The sequence below is a fragment of the Streptomyces sp. NPDC014733 genome (genome assembly GCF_043083385.1).
GTDB lineage: Bacteria > Actinomycetota > Actinomycetes > Streptomycetales > Streptomycetaceae > Streptomyces.
On sequence record NZ_JBIBYO010000013.1, the window covers coordinates 153,000 to 170,368 of the forward strand.

Genomic DNA, 17,369 nt, shown 5'->3' on the forward strand with positions numbered 1-17,369 from the left:
CGATATCGGCCCCCACCGACAATCGGGCCGCCCGCAAACGCAAACGCCCCTCACGCACCCGCCAGAGCCGACCTACCCTTGCTGCCTTCCGGCCCTGGGGGAGTTCAGTCAGATAGCGCCACGTGAGGGGCTGCGCACCACAGTAGCCGATCCCCGCCCCCGAACACGACCCGCCCCCACCTGCGACTCCCTCTCACCCCCACCCGGATCCCCGCCCTCCGGATCATGGTCGCGAGCACCCCTCAACGTCTTGTATTGTTTGCGGCGGAGGATTCGCCTAGTGGCCTAGGGCGCACGCTTGGAAAGCGTGTTGGGGGCAACCCCTCACGAGTTCGAATCTCGTATCCTCCGCCAGTGCCTCACCGGGCACGATGTTGAAGGGCCCCGCTGCTTGCAGCGGGGCCCTTCGGCGTTCCTCAGACCTCGTTGGCCTGGTTTTGTCCACAAGAGCTTTGGGCGAGGGCCCCGGATGGCCTCCGCGAGCTTCTGCGCCACGTTCTTCAGCATGGCGTCGGGCACATGCAGGTACCGCGCGCTCATCCGGGCGGATGTGCCCGCCTCCCGACCCGTGATCGAGTCGATCACGACGTCCGGGACGCCGAGAATCAGGAGCACGGTCGCGGCGGTGTGGCGAGCGTCATGAGGACGGCCGTCCCGTGCGCCCGCATCCCGAAGGGACCGCTTCCGGACGTGGAAGTTCGGTGTTCGGGCTCAGCGGTCCACCTACCGGTGAGGCGAACACGTACCCCTTGCCCTCCCCGTCGGCGTCGGCCGCGACCTGTTCCCGCTCCTGTACCTCCTGGCGCCGGCGAAGGATCTTGATCAGCGGATCGGGCACGGGCTGGGCAGGTCACCTGAAGGTTCACCACTAAGATCCATCTGGCGTGCGAGCAGGGCCAGAAGCCGCTGTCGCCGCTGGTCACGGCAGGCCGGCGGGGCGACAGCCCGCAGTTCGAGCCGGTCCTCGGAGCCATCCGCCTTCCCGAGCCCGGCGATGGGCGCCCCAGACGCAAACCCCTGCGAGTGCGGTGAGACAGGGCGTACTCCCCGCGCGCCAACCGTGCTCACCTGCGCAGACACGGGATCCGGAGCACGATTCCAGAGCCGGCCGATCAGATCCGCGACCGGAAGCACCGGGGACGTGTCCACGGGCCTGACGTCATTTCCGGATCGACGGAACACGAAGCACCCCGGCGGGATTCAGCGGCACAGGGCGGTATCCACCGCGCGTTCGAGGCTCCTCCGGGCCGCCGCGCCGGTGAGCTGCGTGGTGACCGCGACATCGGCGGCGCGGCCGTCGTCGGTGACACCGCCCCGCGTCTCGTACCCGGGGAAACTGCCGCCGTGGCCCCAGGAGAGGCCGCCGCACCGTAGCGGCCTGCTGACGAGTCCCAGACCGTAGCGGGCGCCCGGGCCGAAGGTCGCTTCGGCCGGGACGGTGGCGCGCATCTGGGCGAGCTGGGCCGAGGGCAGGAGGCGGCCGGCGAGGAGCGCGGTGAAGAAGCGGTTGAGGTCGGAGTTGGTGGAGATCAACTGGCCTGCCGCCCAGCCCCAGGACGGGTCGATCTCCGTGACGTCGCGCAGCGGCGCCTTCGCCGATTCCCGGTAGTAGCCGTGAGGGTGGGGCTCTCGGATGCTCGCGTCACCGGGAGCGGGGAAGTAGGTGTGACGCAGCCCGACGCGCTTGATGATGCGCCGGTCGATCTCGTCGGCGAGTGGGTGGCCGGTGACCTTCTGGACGATCAGGCCAGCGAGCACGTAGTTGGTGTTGCTGTACTTCCAGCTCTTCCCGGGGGCGAATTCGGCCGGGTAGCGGAGTGCTGTGGCGAGCAGTTCACGGGGGGCGTAGTACCGCACGTCGTCCCCGAGATGGCTGCTGTACTCCGGAAGTCCGCTGGTGTGCTGGAGGAGCTGACGGACCGTGATGCGGCGCCCGTCGATGCCCTCTCCGCGTACGAGGCCGGGCAGGTAGGTGTCGACGGAGGCGTCGAGGTCGACTTTTCCCTCGCCGACGAGCTGCAGCACCACGACCGCGGTGAACGACTTGGTGTTACTGCCGATTCTCACCTGACCGTCCCTGGGCACTTTCGACCCGGTGGCCAGGTCACCGGCTCCGGCGGTGTAGGTGCGGGTACGGCCGTTCCGGTCCTTGACGCTCGCCAGTGCGGCAGGCATCGCCTCGTCGCGCACCAGCGTGTTCAGGGCCCGCTGCACGGCGTCCGGCCTGGCGGAGGCGGACGCGGACGCGGAGGCGGAGGCGGAGGGCGGAGCGAGGATGCCCGCTGTCATGACGCCGATGGTGACTGCGGCCGCGGCCGTCACGGCCCGTCGCCGTCGGCCGCACTGGCGCCGGATCGAGAAGCGAAGGCCCTGCCGTGTCTGAGCACGCATAAGTCATCTCCCGGAAGATCGTGGTCGGGACAGGAATCCTGGCTCGCGGGGCCCTTCGGCCACATCGCGGGAAGGCAGGAGAAGTCGCTCCCCCGATCGGGGGAGGCCGCCGGTGGGCCGCCCGGCGATACTGACGGCCATGATCAGGGGATTTCGGCCGTTGCTGCGTGGCTCCACGTACTCAGGTGTGCTGTTCGCCTACTGCGGCGCGTTGGCGAGCCTTCCGCTGCTGCCTTTCGCCCTGCTGCCGGCGCTGTCGTGGCGATCCGCCCCCGAGAACGTGCAGGTCGTCGTGGTCCTGCTGGTCTGGGCGGCGCTGGTCGGCGTGGTCGGACTGGCGCGCCCTGTACGGCGAGCACTGGTCGTGTCCGCCCGCCGGATGCTGCGGGTGCCGCTGCCGAATCCGGTGACCGGCCGCCGCGCCTCCGGTTCACTCGGCCTCGACCGCTGGCGGACCCCGCTCTGGCTGGTCCTGCACGTGGCCGTCGGGTGGACGGGGGCGCTGGCAAGCGGAGTGCTGTTCGTCATGGGCTTCTCCCTGCCGGCGAACTGGCTCGGCGGCGAGGTGCGGGTGAGCCTGTTCGGCACGTCGGTCCGGCTGTCGGGCGGGTGGAGCTGGGTGGCGGCCGCGGTGTGCCTGCTCCTGGCGGTCGCCGTCTGCGTACTGGTGGCGAAAGCCCTGCGGTGGTCGGCACCACGGCTGCTGGGACCGTCGGCGGCCGAACGGCTCGTGCTGGCTGCGGAGCGGGAACTGCTGCTGGCCGAACGCAACCGGATCGCCCACGAGTTGCACGACTCGATCGGGCACACGCTGACGGCGACCACCATCCAGGCGGCGGTGGCCGGCGAGATGCTCTCCGAAGACCCTGCTGCGGCGCGGGCCGCCATGCGCAGCATCGAGGACTCGACGAGGGCAGCGCTGGAGGACCTGGACTACGCGCTCGGAGTGTTGCGGGAGGAACAGCCGGGAGCGGCACCGACCCGCACTCTGGCCGACCTTCCCGAACTGCTGGAACGCCTGCGGCACACGGGGGCGGTGGTGGCACCGGAGGTTTCGGGTGAACTGGCACAGGTGCAGGGGACGCTCTCCCGGGCGGCGTACAGGATCCTCCAGGAGGGCCTGACGAACGCGCTGCGCCACGGGGCGGGCGGCCCTGTCGAGGTCCAGGTGGCGGCCGGACCGGACAGTCTGGATCTCGTGGTGGTCAACCGGACCGGAGCACGGACGGGGCCGGCCCCGGGCCCCTTCTCGACGTCCGGTCACGGCCTGCCCGGACTGGCCGAGCGCGTCAGGCTGCTGAACGGTGAGTTCCGGTCCGGCCCGGACGGGACGGGGCACTGGCGGCTCGCTGTCCGGCTGCCGGTACGGGCGTCGGCGTGAGGGGATCCGGCGCGGACGGCGACATGGCCCTCACCGCAGAAGCCGGCCCCGCCGTCACCCTCCTGATCGCGGACGACGACGAGGTGACCCGCAGCGGCCTGGGCATGCTGCTCGGCGCGCAGCCGGGGATCACGGTGGTCGGCGAGGCCGCCGACGGTGTCGAGGCGGTCGACCGGGCACGGAGCCTGCGGCCGAACGTGGTCCTCATGGACGTCCGGATGCCCCGTCTCAACGGGATTGACGCCACCCGCCGACTGCTGGCCGGAGCGGACGACCCGCCGAAGGTAGTAGTGATCACCACCTTCGAGAACGACGGCTACGTCACCGCCGCCCTCAGCGCGGGCGCCAGCGGCTTCGTCCTCAAACGCCTCCCGGTCCGCCGGATCGCCGAGGCGGTTCGGGTGGTGGCGGCAGGCGAAGCGGTTCTCTTCCCGGCCGCACTGGGCCGCATGGTCGCCGCCCGCCCGAGGGGCTCCGCAGAGGCCCTGCCGCAAGCCGCCCTGACCGGCCGGGAGGAGGAGGTCCTGCGCCTGATGGCTGTCGGGCTCTCCAATCCGGAGATCGCGGAGTCCCTCACGGTGAGCCTGGAGACGATCAAGACCCACGTCGGAAACGTGCTGACCAAGCTCGGCGCGCAGAACAGGACCCACGCGGTGGTGATCGCCTACGAGTCCGGCCTGGTCGTCCCGCGCTTCGCCGAATGACCGGCTTCCGCCCCCCTCACGGCCGCCCGCACGGATCTCCGGTCTCAGCCCTGGTCTCGTTCAGCCCCGTCCGGAGACGTTCGGACGAGGACAACTCACACCCTCAGCCGCAGGCCAGGACAGGTACGGCCCCCGCCGCAGGCGCACACCCCTCGGTGCCCGTCAGCATCGTCGCCGCTCACTGTTCACCGCGTGGCTGCTCGTCTTCCTGGTACGTGCGCACCGTTCCGGACGCCGCGAAGGAGATATCCGACATGACGTCGGCCACCGTGGAGAAGACCGTCCTGACGCGCCCCGTCGGCGGGGGGCCGACACCCGGGAGCCCGACGGCATGGCCGTCGCCTCCTTCGTCCTCGGCCTTCCCGGGCTCCTGGTGGCCAATGTCTTCCTCGGCCCCGCCGCCGTCGTACTCGCCGTCCTGGTGGTGTTGGTCACCGCGGGCGGGACGGTCTCATGGGTTCTGTGACGCCCGGCGGCACCACAGCAGCGCGGCGGCGGTCAGCACCGCCGGCCACACCAGATACACCCCCGTCAGCGCGAGCAGGACGCAGATGAGCAGAAGGGAGACGAGGGCGGCGGCCGTGCCCCGGCGGGTGCGGGTGCGGAGGATGCGGGCGCCGGCGGCCGAGCCGACGGCGTAGACGGCGCCGAGGCAGGCGGTGGTGCTCAGGACCAGGGGTTGTACGGGGGCTCTGGTGAGGGTGGCCGCGGTGAAGACGGTGGTGGCGATCGCGGCGACCACGGCCAGGCTGCGGCGGGGGACGCCGCCCGGTTCGGCGCCGGTGCCCAGGGCGCGGGGCAGGGCGCCGTCACGGGCCAGGGCGGCGCCGAGTTTGGCGGTGCCGGCGATGTAGGCGTTCATGGTGCCGAGGGTGGTGAGGATCGCGATCACCCCGGCGAGGACCGCGCCCGGCGGGCCGAAGCCCAGCTCCAGCAGGGCGGCGAGGGAGGTCGCCGAGGTGCCGGCGGCGGCGTCGAGGGCCAGCACCGTGACGGTGGCCAGGGCGAGGTAGAGGACACCGATGGTGAGCAGTGCGGCGGCGGTCGCGCGTTTGATGTCGCGGCGCGGGTGGGCGAACTCCGCGGAGAGGTGCGTGACCGTCTCCCAGCCCGTGAACGACCAGACGAGGAGCGCCGCGGCGGGGCCGACCGCCGACCAGCCGTGCGGGGCGAAGGGGTGCAGCCGCGCCGGGTCCGTGTGCGGGAGCGCCACCAGGATGCCGAGGACGAGCAGCAGGGCCAGGGAGCCGGAGAGGAGGAGCTGGACGCGTCCGGAGACCCGTACGCCGAAGGCGTTGGCCAGGAAGCCCGCGGCGAGCAGGGCCGCCGCGTAGCCGGTGGTCGCCGCGGGGCCGCCGCCGGTGCTGCGTTCCAGGTAGGACGCGCCGAACAGGGCCAGCGCGGGGATGCCGACCGGGGCGCCGAGGTAGAACCACCAGCCGACGACGGTGGCGGCGCGCCCCCCGAACGCCCGTCGTACATACGTCGACACGCCGCCCGGGTCGGGCTGCCGGGCGGCCAGTGCGGCGAAGGTCGCGGCGAGCGGCACCGACAGCACGACGAGCGCCGCCCAGGCCACCAGCGACGCGGGACCGGCGGCCCGTGCGGTCAGTCCGGGGAGGGCGAGGACGCCGGTGCCCAGCACCGCCCCGACGTAGAGGGCCGTGCCCTGCGCGAGGCTGAGCCGCCCGGGGCCGGCCGGAACGGGGGCCGCGGGGTGCGGTGAGCGGGGCGGTCGGCCCGGATGCGCGGGGCGGTTCCGGGGCGGGGTGGCGGGCGCCATTTCGTCCTCCTTCGCGTCGGCTTCACGCTAGGGCGCGCGTCTGCCGCCCCCACAGGGGAAGTTGAAGGAGTTCGGCGGCCTTCACCTGGGAAATTTCCGTATTCTTGGCCGATGGCTGAAGAGGTGAAAGCGGCGCTCGACGCGACCGATTGGCGGATCCTGGAGGAATTGCAGGCCAACGCCCGCATCACCTTCAGTGAGCTGGGACGACGGGTCTCCCTGACGCCTCCGGCGGTCACCGAGCGGGTCCCGCGGCTGGAGCAGTCCGGGATCATCGAGGGATACCGGACGCGGGTCAATCTGCCCGGGCTCGGACTGCCGATCCTGGCCATCGTCAACATCGTGTTCCCGGGCAGCAATTACCAGGAATACCTCCGCGTATTCCGCGACTGCCCGGAGATCGTGGAGTGCCACCACGTGACCGGCAGCGACTGCTTCGTCGCCAAGGTGGCGGCCCGTTCGATGGGCCATCTCGAAGAGGTCACCGCGCGCATCACGAAGATCGGTTCGCTGTCGACGACGATCGTCTACTCGACGAACGTGAGCGACCGGGTGATCACCCGCGAAATGGCCGAGCCCGGCCGCCGCGCCCGGCCGCCCGTGCACGTCGACGGGGGCGGAGGCGGAGGCCGGGCCCGGCCCGGGGACAACACCTAGGGGGAACGGGCCCGGTGCCGGGCCCGTGGTCACTCGTGGGCGCTGATCTCGCCGCCGGCGGTGAGGACGATGGAGATGCCGTTGGCGTCGACGCCGTCGGCGTGCTCGTTCGCCTCCAGGGTGGCGTCCACCGATCCCTCGTGGCCGATGATCTCGGCGCGGAAGTGGAGTTCGCCGACCTTGGTGACCTTGGCCTGCCAGCCGCCCGCGAGGGTGAAGGTGCCCGGTCCGGTCTGTGCGCCGCCCTCCCAGGAGTGGACGTCGCCGCCCATCGTGAGCAGGACGTACATGCCGTTGAGGTCGGCCGCGGCGTCGGAATCCTTCGTCTCCAGCGTGGTCAGGACCTCACCGTCGTGGACGATTCGGGCGCGGAAGTTCTGGTTGCCGAGGTCGTAGACCTCGGCCTTGCTGCCGTCCACCAGGGTCACGGTCTTGTCCGGGGCACCCGACTCACTCCTGGCGGACGTACCGCCCGACCGCGTGGCCTCGGCGCCGGACCGGGTCTCGGCCGCGTTGCCCGCCCCGGCACCGGAGCCGGCCTTGGCACCGGCGGCGGCGCCCGTCCCCCCGGCCTCGGCGGCAGCCGCCTGGCCTGCGGGCTTGCTGGCGGCGGCGTCCGCGCCGGAGCAGGCGGTCAGGGTGAGTCCGGCGGCCACGGTCAGGGCGGCGAGGGCGACGCGCAGGGTGCGGCGGCGCGGGGTGCGGGCGGTGGTGCTGGCGTTCATGCGGGGTCTCCCCGGGGCGTCGGTGTCGTGATCTCCTCGGTACGGCACCGACTCTGCCGGGGGCCGCTACCGCCTGACTGCCCCGTCGCTAACACCCGGCTAACCGTCCGGTCCCGGCGGCGGCCGGCGCCGGGAGGCTGTGGTCGGCGGCCGGGTCGGTGAGGACCGACTCCAGGACCGGGCGGAGCAGGTCGCCGCGGAGGGGCGGGGTGTCGAGCGCCGCGGAGAACTGCGACTGACCGCCCGGCCGGTGCAGGAAGATCACCATCTCCCGGGCGATCTCGCGGGCCACCTCCGCACCGTGGTCGTCCTCCACCAGCGCGAGCGCCAGGTCGATGCCCGCGCTGATGCCCGCCGAGGTGACGTACCGGCCGTCGCGGAGGTGGAGCGCGTCCGGCTCGACGCGTACCCGCGGGTGGCGGCGGGCGAGGGCGGCGGCGTGCCGCCAGTGGGTGGTGGCGCGGCGGCCGTCCAGCAGGCCCAGGCCGGCGAGGACGAAGGCGCCGGTGCAGACGGAGGCGATACGGGCCGCCCCGGGGACGAGCGCACGGACGGTCGCCAGGAGGGCGTCGTCGGGCGGCTCCTCGGCGAGGCGGTCGCCGCCGGCGACCAGCACCGTGTGGATCGGCCCGGCCCGCTCTGCCGTGACGGTGCCGGTCAGCGCCGGTCCGGCGGCGGTGGTGACCGGCCCGCCGCCGGGTGCGACCAGCACCACTTCGTACGGGCACCCGAGGCGGCCCGCCTGGTGCAGTACCTCCGACGGGCCACTGACGTCGAGGAGGGTCACCCCGTCGAAGACGACGAACGCCACCCGCCGGGGCGTGGCCGCGCCCCGGCGGGATGTCCGAATCTGTGGTTCATCCGGCCGTGAGGACATGGCATCAGGGTAGGGACGGGGGTGAGTCTGGGGGGGAGCGGAAGAGAGGACGGGTACCCATGAGTGCATCGATCGCGGGAGTGCGGATCCCGGACAGCGCGCTGGCGCGGGAGGCCACCGAACTGGTGCGGGAGGCGGCGTCGCCGCTGGTCTTCGACCATTCGCGGCGGGTGTTCCTGTGGGGCGCGCTGCGCGGCCGGGAGCAGGGGCTGACGTTCGACCCGGAGCTGCTGTACGTCGGGGCGATGTTCCACGATCTGGGGCTGACCGCGCGCCACCGCCGGACGGATCAGCGGTTCGAGATCGACGGTGCCGACGAGGCCCGCCGGTTCCTGCACGCCCACGGCGTCACCGGCGAAGCGGCCGACCGGGTGTGGACGGCCGTCGCGCTGCACACCACACCCGAGATCCCGCTCCACATGGCGCCGGAGATCGCGCTGGTCACCCGGGGTGTGGAGCTGGACGTGCTGGGCATCGGCTACCACGCGGTCTCCGACGAGGAGCGGGCCGCGGTGGTCGCGGCGCACCCCCGGCCGGACTTCAAGAACGGCATCCTCGCCGCGTTCACGGAGGGCATCAAGGACCGGCCGGGGACGACGTTCGGCAATGTGAAGGCCGATGTGCTGGCGCATTACGTGCCCGGGTTCGTCCGGGGCGACTTCGTCGAGGTGATCAAGAACTCGGAATGGCCGGAGTGAGACCGCACCGCTCGGCCCCCGCCCCGGGAGAGGTCCGGCCTTCCCGGGGCGGGGTGCCGCTCACCGCCCTCCGTTGATCTCCGCCCGCTCCACGGCGCACTCCGCCACTCCCCACTTGCCGAGGATCTTCCCGTAGGTGCCGTCCTCGATGAGCCGGTCCAGGGAGGCGCGGACCGCGTCGCGGAGCGCCTGCTGGGCCTTGGCGACGGCGATGCCGAAGGGGCGCGGGGCGATCTGCCCGCCGGTGGTGACGAGGGCGGTGTGGACGGTGAGGGTGCGGACGGCGACGGGGTACTCGTCGAGGCAGGCGTCGGAGCCGCCCTTGAGGACGTCGGCGTACGCCTCGTCGGCCGTGTCGAACGCGCGGACCTTCGGCTTCCGGTGGCCGAGCCCGGCCAGGTGCTCACCGGCGGCCGAAGCCCGCTGCACCGCGACCGTCCTGCCGGTCAGATCGTCGAGCCCCTTGATCGTCGCGTGGGCGGTGCGGGGGACGACGAGGGCGAAGCCGGAGCGGAAGTAGTCGATCAGGTCGACGCCGCCGCCCGGCTCGGAGGGGGTGCCCCGCTGCCGTTCCACGGTGTCGGTGAGGGCGGAGAGCACCAGGTCGTAGCGGCCCGAGGCGAGACCGGGCAGGAGCGAGTCGAAGGAACCGTTCATGATCTTGACGTCGATGCCCAGGTCGCGGCCGAGGGCCCGCGCCAGCTCGATGTCGAGCCCGGCGGGTTTGCCCTCCTTGACGAACTCCATCGGCGCGTAGCTGAGGTCGGAGCCGACGACGAGACGCCCGCGGTCCCGGACCTCGGCCGGCAGCCCGGCCCTCGGCGAGCCGCCGGACGACGGCTTCCGGTCGGGCGGTGTGGAGCCGACGGACGGATCCCGGCCGGCCTCCCCCGCGGGCCACAGGAACCAGGCCAGGGCGCCGGCCCCGACGGCGGACAGCCCGGCCAGCGCACGGCGGCGGGTGGGGCCGCCGGGGCGTCCGCCGGGGGCCGTCCCGCCCGCGCCGCCCGTTCCCCCCGGGTACGGGGCCGGGCCGTCCCCCGGGGGCGGCATGACCGGCGCCGGACCGTACCGGCCCTGCGGCGGCGTCGGGGCGAGGCCGTGGGACGGGCCGGGCGCGCCGTGTGGCGGGGCGGCGGGGGCGGTGGGGAGCGCGTGGGGCGGGGTGGCGGCGCCCGGGACGGCGGCGCCCCAGGGCGCGGCGGGCGGAGTGGCGGCGCCGGGGGCGAGCGGGCCGGCCGTACGGTCCGCGCCGTCCGTCGCGCCCTCCGGCCGCCGGGGATCACGCAATCGCTCGGAGAGGCCGCGGAGCTGCGCCATGACCGGCTCCGGGAGCCAGTTCCCGTACGGGCCCGGGGCGCCCACACGGGCCGCGAGGTCCGGCACCGAGGGCCGCCGCTCCGGCTCCTTCACCAGGCAGGCCGCGGCCAACGCCCGGACGGCTTCCGGGACTTCGTCGAGCCGGGGCCGTTCGTGGACGGTGCGGTACATCAGGATCTGCGGTTCGGCGGCGCCATACGGGCCGCTGCCGGTCGCCGCGTGAACGAGGACGCCGCCGAGGGCGAAGACGTCGGCGGCGCCGGTGATGTCGCCGCCGGAGAGCGTGAGTTGTTCGGGCGCCATGAAGCCCGGGGTGCCGAGGGCGGTGCCGGTGGCGGTCAGGGCGGTGTCGGTGGCGGAGTGGGCGATACCGAAGTCGATGACGCGGGGGCCATCGGCGGTGAGCAGGATGTTCGACGGCTTGAGGTCCCGGTGGACCAGGCCCTGCGCATGGACCGCGGCCAGCGCCTGGAGCAGCCCGGCCGTCAGCGCCCGCACGGTGGGCACCGGCAGCGGCCCGGTGTCGTGCACGGCGTCGCTGAGCGAGACGCCCGGTACGTACTCCGTCGCCATCCACGGGATCTCGTCGTGCGGCGCCGCGTCGACGACCGGCGCCACGAACGGCCCGCCGACCTGCCGGGCCGCCGCCACCTCCCGCGCGAACCGCTTGCGGAACCCGCGGTCGTCGGCGAGTTCGGCCCGCGCGGTCTTCACCGCCACGGTCCGCCCGTCCGCCCCGCGCCCCAGATAGACCCGCCCCATCCCGCCGCCCCCGAGCAGCCCGACCAGCCGGAACGGCCCGATCTGCCGCGGATCCCCCTTACCCAGCGGACGCACCGCTTCCCCCTGCCTGTGGCGTCAGTTGCGTAGGCAGTATCGCGGACGGGATGGGGTGGGGTGGGGTGAGAGGGGCGGTTTCGCGGGGCCCCGGGCGGCGGGGCGGACGGTGCTCACTCCGCGGGTGAGGTGCAGCGGCAGGCCGCGAGGTGCTGCCGTATCTGCGCCGCGGCGGCAGTCCGGCCGACTGCGGCGGTGGCGCGGGCGAGGCGCTTCGCGTAGGCCGCACGCTCCGGTGAGCCCGGTGCCAGACCGAGGGCGTCGACCAGCCGGACGGCGTGCTCCGCCGCCGCGTCGTCCGGGTGGGGGTGCCGGCTCCGTTCGAGAAGGCGGTGGAGTTCCCGGGCGCCCGCCTCCTTACGGAGCCGGGACAGCTCCGCGAGCCGGGCGCGATCGGCCTCGTCCAGGTTCAGGTCCGTGTCGTCCGCGCGGACGGTGATCCGGGCCGCGGGATCGGTGTACGGGCAGCCCAGCTCGCCCCGGAGCAGCAGCAGGGCCGTCTCCCGGTGCTCCGGGTTCTCCCCGGCGACGAGGGCCCGGGCCCGGGACACCACGGTGGACACGGCGAGGTCGGCGAGGCCCGGGTCCCGAGGACTCGCGTCGGTACGGGCGGGACGCCACCGGACGGTGGCCGAGAACAGGAAGGGGTGGTCGGGCCGGGCGCTCTCCAGCCGGACGGGGTCCACCCAGCGTTCCTGCCACGGCAGTTCCGCCGGGAGCGGGGCGGGTCCGGTGTGGTGCGCCCGCTCCCCGGCCCGGAACCGGTCGACAGCGGCGAGAGACGGGACCAGTGCGGCCAGATCGTCGGCGATGCGCCGGAGATCGGCGTCGGCGGTGCGGTGGTGGAGCCGCCGGTACTGGAGGTCCGCGAGTGCGGCGAGCGCTTCGGGCAGTTCGGTGCGGCGGAGCCGGGCGACCGGGCCGACCAGCACCGGAACGACCGTCGTCGCCGCTCCGAGCGCCTCTTGGAGCTCCCGTTGCGTCCAGTCCCCGGGGGTGCCCGGCGCGCCGCCGTCGGCGGGGCGGGCCTCCGTCCAGCGGGGGCCGATCACCGCGAGCAGGACGTGGCACCGCCGGACGGCCGTGAGCAGCGCCTGCGGGAAATTGCGGCCCGCTGCGATGGACTTGCTCGCGCGGAAGATCCGTTCGCTGCCGAAGCGCCGGGACAGTTCACGGTCGAGCAGGGTGGCGGTGGCCTCCTCGTCGCCGGTCCGGTAATTGATGAAGACGTCGGGCACGGTGGGTTCCTCTTCGTTCCGTTCGGGTGCGATCCCCTGCGGGATCGCCGGATCGGAACGTCAACGGATCGAGGACGGCGTGGAGTTCGGCTGCCCGACGGTACTGAAATCGCCCGCCCGGCCCCAGCCGGACGGGCGCCCCCTCACCTCACCCCTTCCGAACCACCTCCCCCAGCGCCACGTTCAGCTCCAGCACGTTCACCCGGGGCTCGCCCAGGAAGCCGAGGGTGCGGTTGGTGGTGTGGGCGGTGACGAGGCGGGTGACCTCGGGGACGGGGAGGTGGTTGCGGGCCGCTACGCGGTGGATCTGGAGGGCTGCGTAGGCCGGGGAGATGTCGGGGTCCAGGCCGGAGCCGGAGGAGGTCACCGCGTCGGCGGGGATGTCGGACGGCTTGGGGGTGTAGCCCGGCGCGGTGTTGTCGGCGAGGACCGCGGCCTTGGCGGCCTTGACGGCCTTGACCAGGTCGGGGCTGTCGCCGGCGCGGTTGGTGGCGCCGGAGACCTGGAGCTTGTACTGCGTGTTGACGGTGTTCTCGCCGAGGCCGTCGGACGGGCGGGGCTGGAACCAGCGCAGGTCGGGGGCGGGGGTGGAGTCGCCCTTCGTCAGCGGCAGGTCGTAGCGCTGGCCGATGAGGGAGGAGCCGACGACCTTGCCCTCGCTGCGGACTTCGGAGCCGTTCGCCTGGTGCGGGAAGAGTGCCTGGGCGAGGCCGGTGACGGCGAGGGGGTAGAGGACACCGCACACGACGGTGAGGGCGAGGAGGGCGCGGAGCGCGGCGCCGGTGAGGCGGGCGGTGGTGGCCAGGGAGGTGTTCATGGTGGGCGTCACCCGATGCCAGGGATGAGGGTCAGGAGCAGGTCGATGAGTTTGATGCCGAGGAAGGGCGTGATCAGGCCGCCGAGCCCGTAGAGGGTGAGGTTGCGGCGGAGCATGCGGTCCGCGCTCATCGGGCGGTAGCGGACGCCCTTCAGGGCGAGCGGGACCAGCGCGACGATGACGAGGGCGTTGAAGATGACGGCCGACAGGATCGCGGACTGCGGGGACGTCAGGCCCATGATGTTGAGCTTGTTCAGGCCCGGGTACACGACCGCGAACATCGCGGGGATGATCGCGAAGTACTTGGCGACGTCGTTGGCGATGGAGAAGGTGGTCAGGGCGCCGCGGGTGATCAGCAACTGCTTGCCGATCTCGACGATTTCGATGAGCTTGGTGGGGTCGGAGTCGAGGTCGACCATGTTTCCGGCCTCCTTGGCGGCGGAGGTGCCGGTGTTCATGGCGACGCCGACGTCCGCCTGGGCGAGGGCGGGGGCGTCGTTGGTGCCGTCGCCGGTCATCGCGACGAGTTTGCCGCCGGCCTGTTCCCGTTTGATGAGGGCCATCTTGTCCTCGGGGGTGGCCTCGGCGAGGAAGTCGTCGACGCCCGCCTCGGCGGCGATGGCCTTGGCGGTGAGCGGGTTGTCGCCGGTGATCATGATGGTCTTGATGCCCATCCGGCGCAGCTCGTCGAAGCGCTCCCGCATGCCGTCCTTGACGACGTCCTTGAGGTGGATGACGCCCAGGACGCGGGCGCCGTCCGCGTCGTCGACCGCGACGGGCAGCGGGGTGCCGCCCGCCTCGGCGATGGCGGTGGCGATCCGGTCGACGTCGTCGGCGACGGTGCCGCCGCGTTCGGTCACCCAGGCGGCGACGGAGGCGGTGGCGCCCTTGCGGACCCGGCGGGCCGGGCCCGCGGCGCCGTCCGCGGGGAGGTCGACGCCGGACATCCGGGTCTGGGCGGTGAACTCGATCCACTCGGCGCCGGTCAGCTGGTCCTGCTGCCGGGCGGGGAGGCCGTACTTCTCCTCGGCGAGGTCGAGGACGGAGCGGCCCTCGGGCGTCTCGTCGGCGAGTGAGGACAGCTGGGCGGCGTCGGCGAGTTCGGATTCGGTGACGCCGGGGACGGGGACGAACTCGGCGGCCCGGCGGTTGCCGTAGGTGATGGTGCCGGTCTTGTCGAGGAGGAGGGTGGAGACGTCGCCCGCCGCCTCGACCGCGCGGCCGGACATCGCCAGGACGTTGCGCTGGACGAGCCGGTCCATACCGGCGATGCCGATGGCGGAGAGCAGGGCGCCGATGGTGGTGGGGATCAGGCAGACCAGCAGCGCGGTCAGCACGATCATCGACTGTTCGGCGCCCGCGTACACCGCGAAGGGCTGGAGGGTGACGACGGCCAGCAGGAAGACGATGGTCAGGGACGCCAGCAGGATGTTGAGGGCGATCTCGTTGGGGGTCTTCTGCCGGGCGGCGCCCTCGACGAGGTTGATCATCCGGTCGATGAAGGTCTCGCCGGGCTTGGTGGTGATCTTGATGACGATGCGGTCGGAGAGGACCTTGGTGCCGCCGGTGACGGCCGAGCGGTCGCCGCCCGACTCCCGGATGACCGGCGCCGATTCGCCGGTGATGGCGGACTCGTCGACGCTGGCGACGCCCTCGACGACATCGCCGTCGCCCGGTATGACGTCACCGGCTTCGCAGACCACCAGGTCACCGACGCGCAGGTCGGTGCCGGGGACGCTCTCCTCGGTGGTGCCGGTCAGCCGGCGGGCGACGGTGTCGGTCTTGGCCTTGCGCAGGGTGTCGGCCTGCGCCTTGCCGCGGCCCTCGGCGACCGCCTCGGCGAGGTTGGCGAAGAGGGTGGTCAGCCAGAGCCAGGCGGTGATCGCCCAGCCGAACCACTCGCCGGGGTGGAGCAGCGCCAGCACGGTGGTGAGCACCGAGCCGATCAGCACCACGAACATCACCGGGGACTTGACCATCACCCGGGGGTCGAGCTTGCGGAACGCGTCGGGCAGCGAGCGGACCAGCTGCTTCGGGTCGAAGAGCCCGCCGCCGACGCGGCCGCCTCCGGGGTGTTCGGGGGCGGGCGCGTCCTGCTGCGGCGCCCGGTCCTGGGTGACGGTGGACATCGCATCGTCCTCGTGCTTCTCGGAAGGGGTGGGCGCCTGCGCGCCGGTGGGCCACGTCGTACCGGTGGATCGCCGTGTGTCGGTGGATCGCTGTGCGCCGGTGGATCCCTGCGTACCGGTGGATCGCTGCGTACCGGCGGTCATGACGCCAGTCCCTCGGCGAGCGGGCCCAGCGCGAGGGCCGGGAAGTAGGTCAGACCGGCGACGATCATGATCGTGCCGACCAGCAGGCCGGAGAAGAGCGGCTTCTCCGTGCGCAGGGTCCCCGCGGTCTTCGGGACGGGCTGCTGCTCGGCGAGCGAACCGGCGAGCGCCAGCACGAAGACCATCGGGACGAAGCGGCCCAGCAGCATCGCCAGGCCGATGGTGGTGTTGAACCACGGGGTGTCGGCGTTCAGCCCGGCGAAGGCGCTGCCGTTGTTGTTGGCGCCGGAGGTGTACGCGTAGAGGATCTCGGAGAAGCCGTGCGCACCGGAGTTGAGCATCGAGTGCGGCGGGGTGGGCAGCACCAGCGACGCCGCGGTGAAGCAGAGCACCAGCGCCGGGGTGACGAGGATGTAGCAGGCGGCGAGCTTGATCTCGCGGGTGCCGATCTTCTTGCCGAGGAACTCCGGCGTCCGGCCGACCATCAGCCCGGCGAGGAACACCGCGATGACCGCCATGATCAGCATGCCGTAGAGGCCGGAGCCGACGCCGCCGGGCGCGATCTCGCCGAGCTGCATGCCCAGCATCGTCAGCCCGCCGCCGAGCCCGGTGTACGAGGAGTGGAAGCTGTCCACGGCGCCGGTGGAGGTGAGGGTGGTGGCGACGGCGAAGATCGACGAACCGCCGATGCCGAAGCGGGTCTCCTTGCCCTCCAGCGCGCCGCCGGCCAGGTCGAAGGCCCGGCCGTGGCCGCCGAACTCGGCCGCCCACATCAGGACGGTGAAGCCGATCCAGATGACGGCCATGGTGCCGAGGATCGCGTAGCCCTGCTTGAGGGAGCCGGTCAGCCGGCCGAAGGTGCGGGTCAGCGCGAACGGGATCACCAGGATCAGGAAGACCTCGAAGAGGTTGGTGAAGCCGTCGGGGTTCTCGAAGGGGTGGGCGGAGTTGGCGTTGAAGTAACCGCCGCCGTTGGTGCCCAGCTCCTTGATGACCTCCTGGGAGGCGACGGCACCGCCGCGCCACTGCTGCGTGCCGCCCAGGAACTGGCCGACCTCGTGGACGCCGGAGAAGTTCTGGATCGCGCCGCACGCGACGAGGACCAGCGCGCCGACGACGGAGATCGGCAGCAGCACCCGGACGGTGCCGCGGACCAGGTCGGCCCAGAAGTTGCCCAGTTCGCCGGTACGGGACCTGGCGAAGCCGCGGACGAGCGCGACGGCGACGGCGATGCCGACGGCCGCCGAGACGAAGTTCTGCACCGCGAGCCCGGCCGTCTGCACGACATGCCCCATGGCCTGCTCACCGGCGTACGACTGCCAGTTGGTGTTGGCGACGAACGACGCGGCGGTGTTGAACGCCTGGTCCGGGTCGATCGAGGCGAAGCCGAGGGAGCCGGGCAGGCTGCCCTGGAGCCGCTGGAGCAGGTAGAGGAAGAGGAGGCTGACCACGGAGAAGGCGAGGACGCCGCGGAGGTAGGCGGGCCAGCGCATCTCGGTGTGCGGGTCGGCGCCGATGGCCTTGTAGATCCACTTCTCGACGCGCAGATGCCGGTCGGAGGAGTAGACGCGGGCCATGTGGTCGCCGAGCGGGCGGTAGGCCAGGCCCAGCGCCGCGACGAGGGCGAGCAGTTGGAGCATCGCGGCGACGGCGGGGCTCAGGGCGCCG

The 17,369-nt window shown here is 72.7% G+C and carries 14 protein-coding genes, 1 tRNA gene and 1 other RNA gene; 6 read left to right on the forward strand and 10 right to left on the reverse strand.

Annotated elements, in window-relative coordinates; genetic code table 11:
- Positions 1-36: 36 nt before the first annotated feature.
- An RNA gene (ffs, locus tag ACF1BH_RS25550) (signal recognition particle sRNA small type) lies at positions 37-135 on the reverse strand.
- Between the two features lie 131 nt (positions 136-266).
- Between ffs and ACF1BH_RS25555 the strand changes: the two genes are divergently transcribed.
- Positions 267-354: transfer RNA gene (locus ACF1BH_RS25555), tRNA-Ser, on the forward strand.
- A gap of 846 nt (positions 355-1,200) precedes the next feature.
- Here the strand turns inward: ACF1BH_RS25555 and ACF1BH_RS25560 are convergent.
- Positions 1,201-2,391 (reverse strand): serine hydrolase domain-containing protein, encoded by a 1,191-nt coding sequence (locus ACF1BH_RS25560; RefSeq protein WP_391645980.1) that lies wholly within the window; start codon positions 2,389-2,391, stop codon positions 1,201-1,203.
- Between the two features lie 139 nt (positions 2,392-2,530).
- On the opposite strand from ACF1BH_RS25560, the gene ACF1BH_RS25565 reads away from it, so the two are divergent.
- The 3 genes from ACF1BH_RS25565 (at position 2,531) to ACF1BH_RS25575 (ending at position 4,942) form a co-directional block, all read left to right on the forward strand.
- Positions 2,531-3,772, forward strand: coding sequence for a sensor histidine kinase (locus tag ACF1BH_RS25565; RefSeq protein WP_391645982.1), 1,242 nt, complete (start codon positions 2,531-2,533; stop codon positions 3,770-3,772).
- Between the two features lie 23 nt (positions 3,773-3,795).
- A complete protein-coding gene (locus ACF1BH_RS25570; RefSeq protein WP_391646064.1) occupies positions 3,796-4,476 on the forward strand; it encodes a response regulator in 681 nt (226 codons plus the stop codon).
- 247 nt (positions 4,477-4,723) lie between these two features.
- Positions 4,724-4,942: a hypothetical protein gene (locus tag ACF1BH_RS25575; RefSeq protein WP_391646066.1), complete on the forward strand. Its 219-nt coding sequence runs from the start codon at positions 4,724-4,726 to the stop codon at positions 4,940-4,942.
- Here the strand turns inward: ACF1BH_RS25575 and ACF1BH_RS25580 are convergent.
- Positions 4,928-6,259 (reverse strand): APC family permease, encoded by a 1,332-nt coding sequence (locus tag ACF1BH_RS25580; RefSeq protein WP_391645984.1) that lies wholly within the window; start codon positions 6,257-6,259, stop codon positions 4,928-4,930. The genes ACF1BH_RS25575 and ACF1BH_RS25580 overlap by 15 nt on opposite strands.
- A gap of 111 nt (positions 6,260-6,370) precedes the next feature.
- On the opposite strand from ACF1BH_RS25580, the gene ACF1BH_RS25585 reads away from it, so the two are divergent.
- Positions 6,371-6,916: an Lrp/AsnC family transcriptional regulator gene (locus tag ACF1BH_RS25585; RefSeq protein ID WP_391645986.1), complete on the forward strand. Its 546-nt coding sequence runs from the start codon at positions 6,371-6,373 to the stop codon at positions 6,914-6,916.
- Positions 6,917-6,945: 29 nt separating this feature from the next.
- On the opposite strand, the gene ACF1BH_RS25590 is transcribed toward ACF1BH_RS25585, so the two are convergent.
- Positions 6,946-7,641: a hypothetical protein gene (locus ACF1BH_RS25590; RefSeq protein ID WP_391645988.1), complete on the reverse strand. Its 696-nt coding sequence runs from the start codon at positions 7,639-7,641 to the stop codon at positions 6,946-6,948.
- Positions 7,642-7,729: 88 nt separating this feature from the next.
- Entirely contained in the window at positions 7,730-8,452 is a 723-nt protein-coding gene (locus tag ACF1BH_RS25595; protein ID WP_391645990.1) for a GlxA family transcriptional regulator, read from the reverse strand.
- Between the two features lie 125 nt (positions 8,453-8,577).
- Between ACF1BH_RS25595 and ACF1BH_RS25600 the strand changes: the two genes are divergently transcribed.
- On the forward strand, positions 8,578-9,216 hold the full coding sequence (locus ACF1BH_RS25600; RefSeq protein ID WP_391645992.1) for an HD domain-containing protein: 639 nt from the start codon (positions 8,578-8,580) through the stop codon (positions 9,214-9,216).
- Positions 9,217-9,276: 60 nt separating this feature from the next.
- On the opposite strand, the gene ACF1BH_RS25605 is transcribed toward ACF1BH_RS25600, so the two are convergent.
- The 5 genes from ACF1BH_RS25605 to kdpA form a co-directional block, all read right to left on the reverse strand.
- On the reverse strand, positions 9,277-11,373 hold the full coding sequence (locus ACF1BH_RS25605) for a transporter substrate-binding domain-containing protein (RefSeq protein ID WP_391645995.1): 2,097 nt from the start codon (positions 11,371-11,373) through the stop codon (positions 9,277-9,279).
- 113 nt (positions 11,374-11,486) lie between these two features.
- Complete coding sequence (locus ACF1BH_RS25610) at positions 11,487-12,611, reverse strand: toll/interleukin-1 receptor domain-containing protein (protein ID WP_391645997.1); 1,125 nt, start codon at positions 12,609-12,611, stop codon at positions 11,487-11,489.
- Positions 12,612-12,759: 148 nt separating this feature from the next.
- Positions 12,760-13,428, reverse strand: coding sequence for a potassium-transporting ATPase subunit C (locus ACF1BH_RS25615; RefSeq protein WP_391645999.1), 669 nt, complete (start codon positions 13,426-13,428; stop codon positions 12,760-12,762).
- Positions 13,429-13,436: 8 nt separating this feature from the next.
- Entirely contained in the window at positions 13,437-15,557 is a 2,121-nt protein-coding gene (gene kdpB, locus ACF1BH_RS25620) for a potassium-transporting ATPase subunit KdpB (protein ID WP_391646001.1), read from the reverse strand.
- Positions 15,558-15,697: 140 nt separating this feature from the next.
- Positions 15,698-17,362 (reverse strand): potassium-transporting ATPase subunit KdpA, encoded by a 1,665-nt coding sequence (gene kdpA, locus ACF1BH_RS25625; RefSeq protein ID WP_391646068.1) that lies wholly within the window; start codon positions 17,360-17,362, stop codon positions 15,698-15,700.
- Positions 17,363-17,369 lie beyond the last annotated feature (7 nt).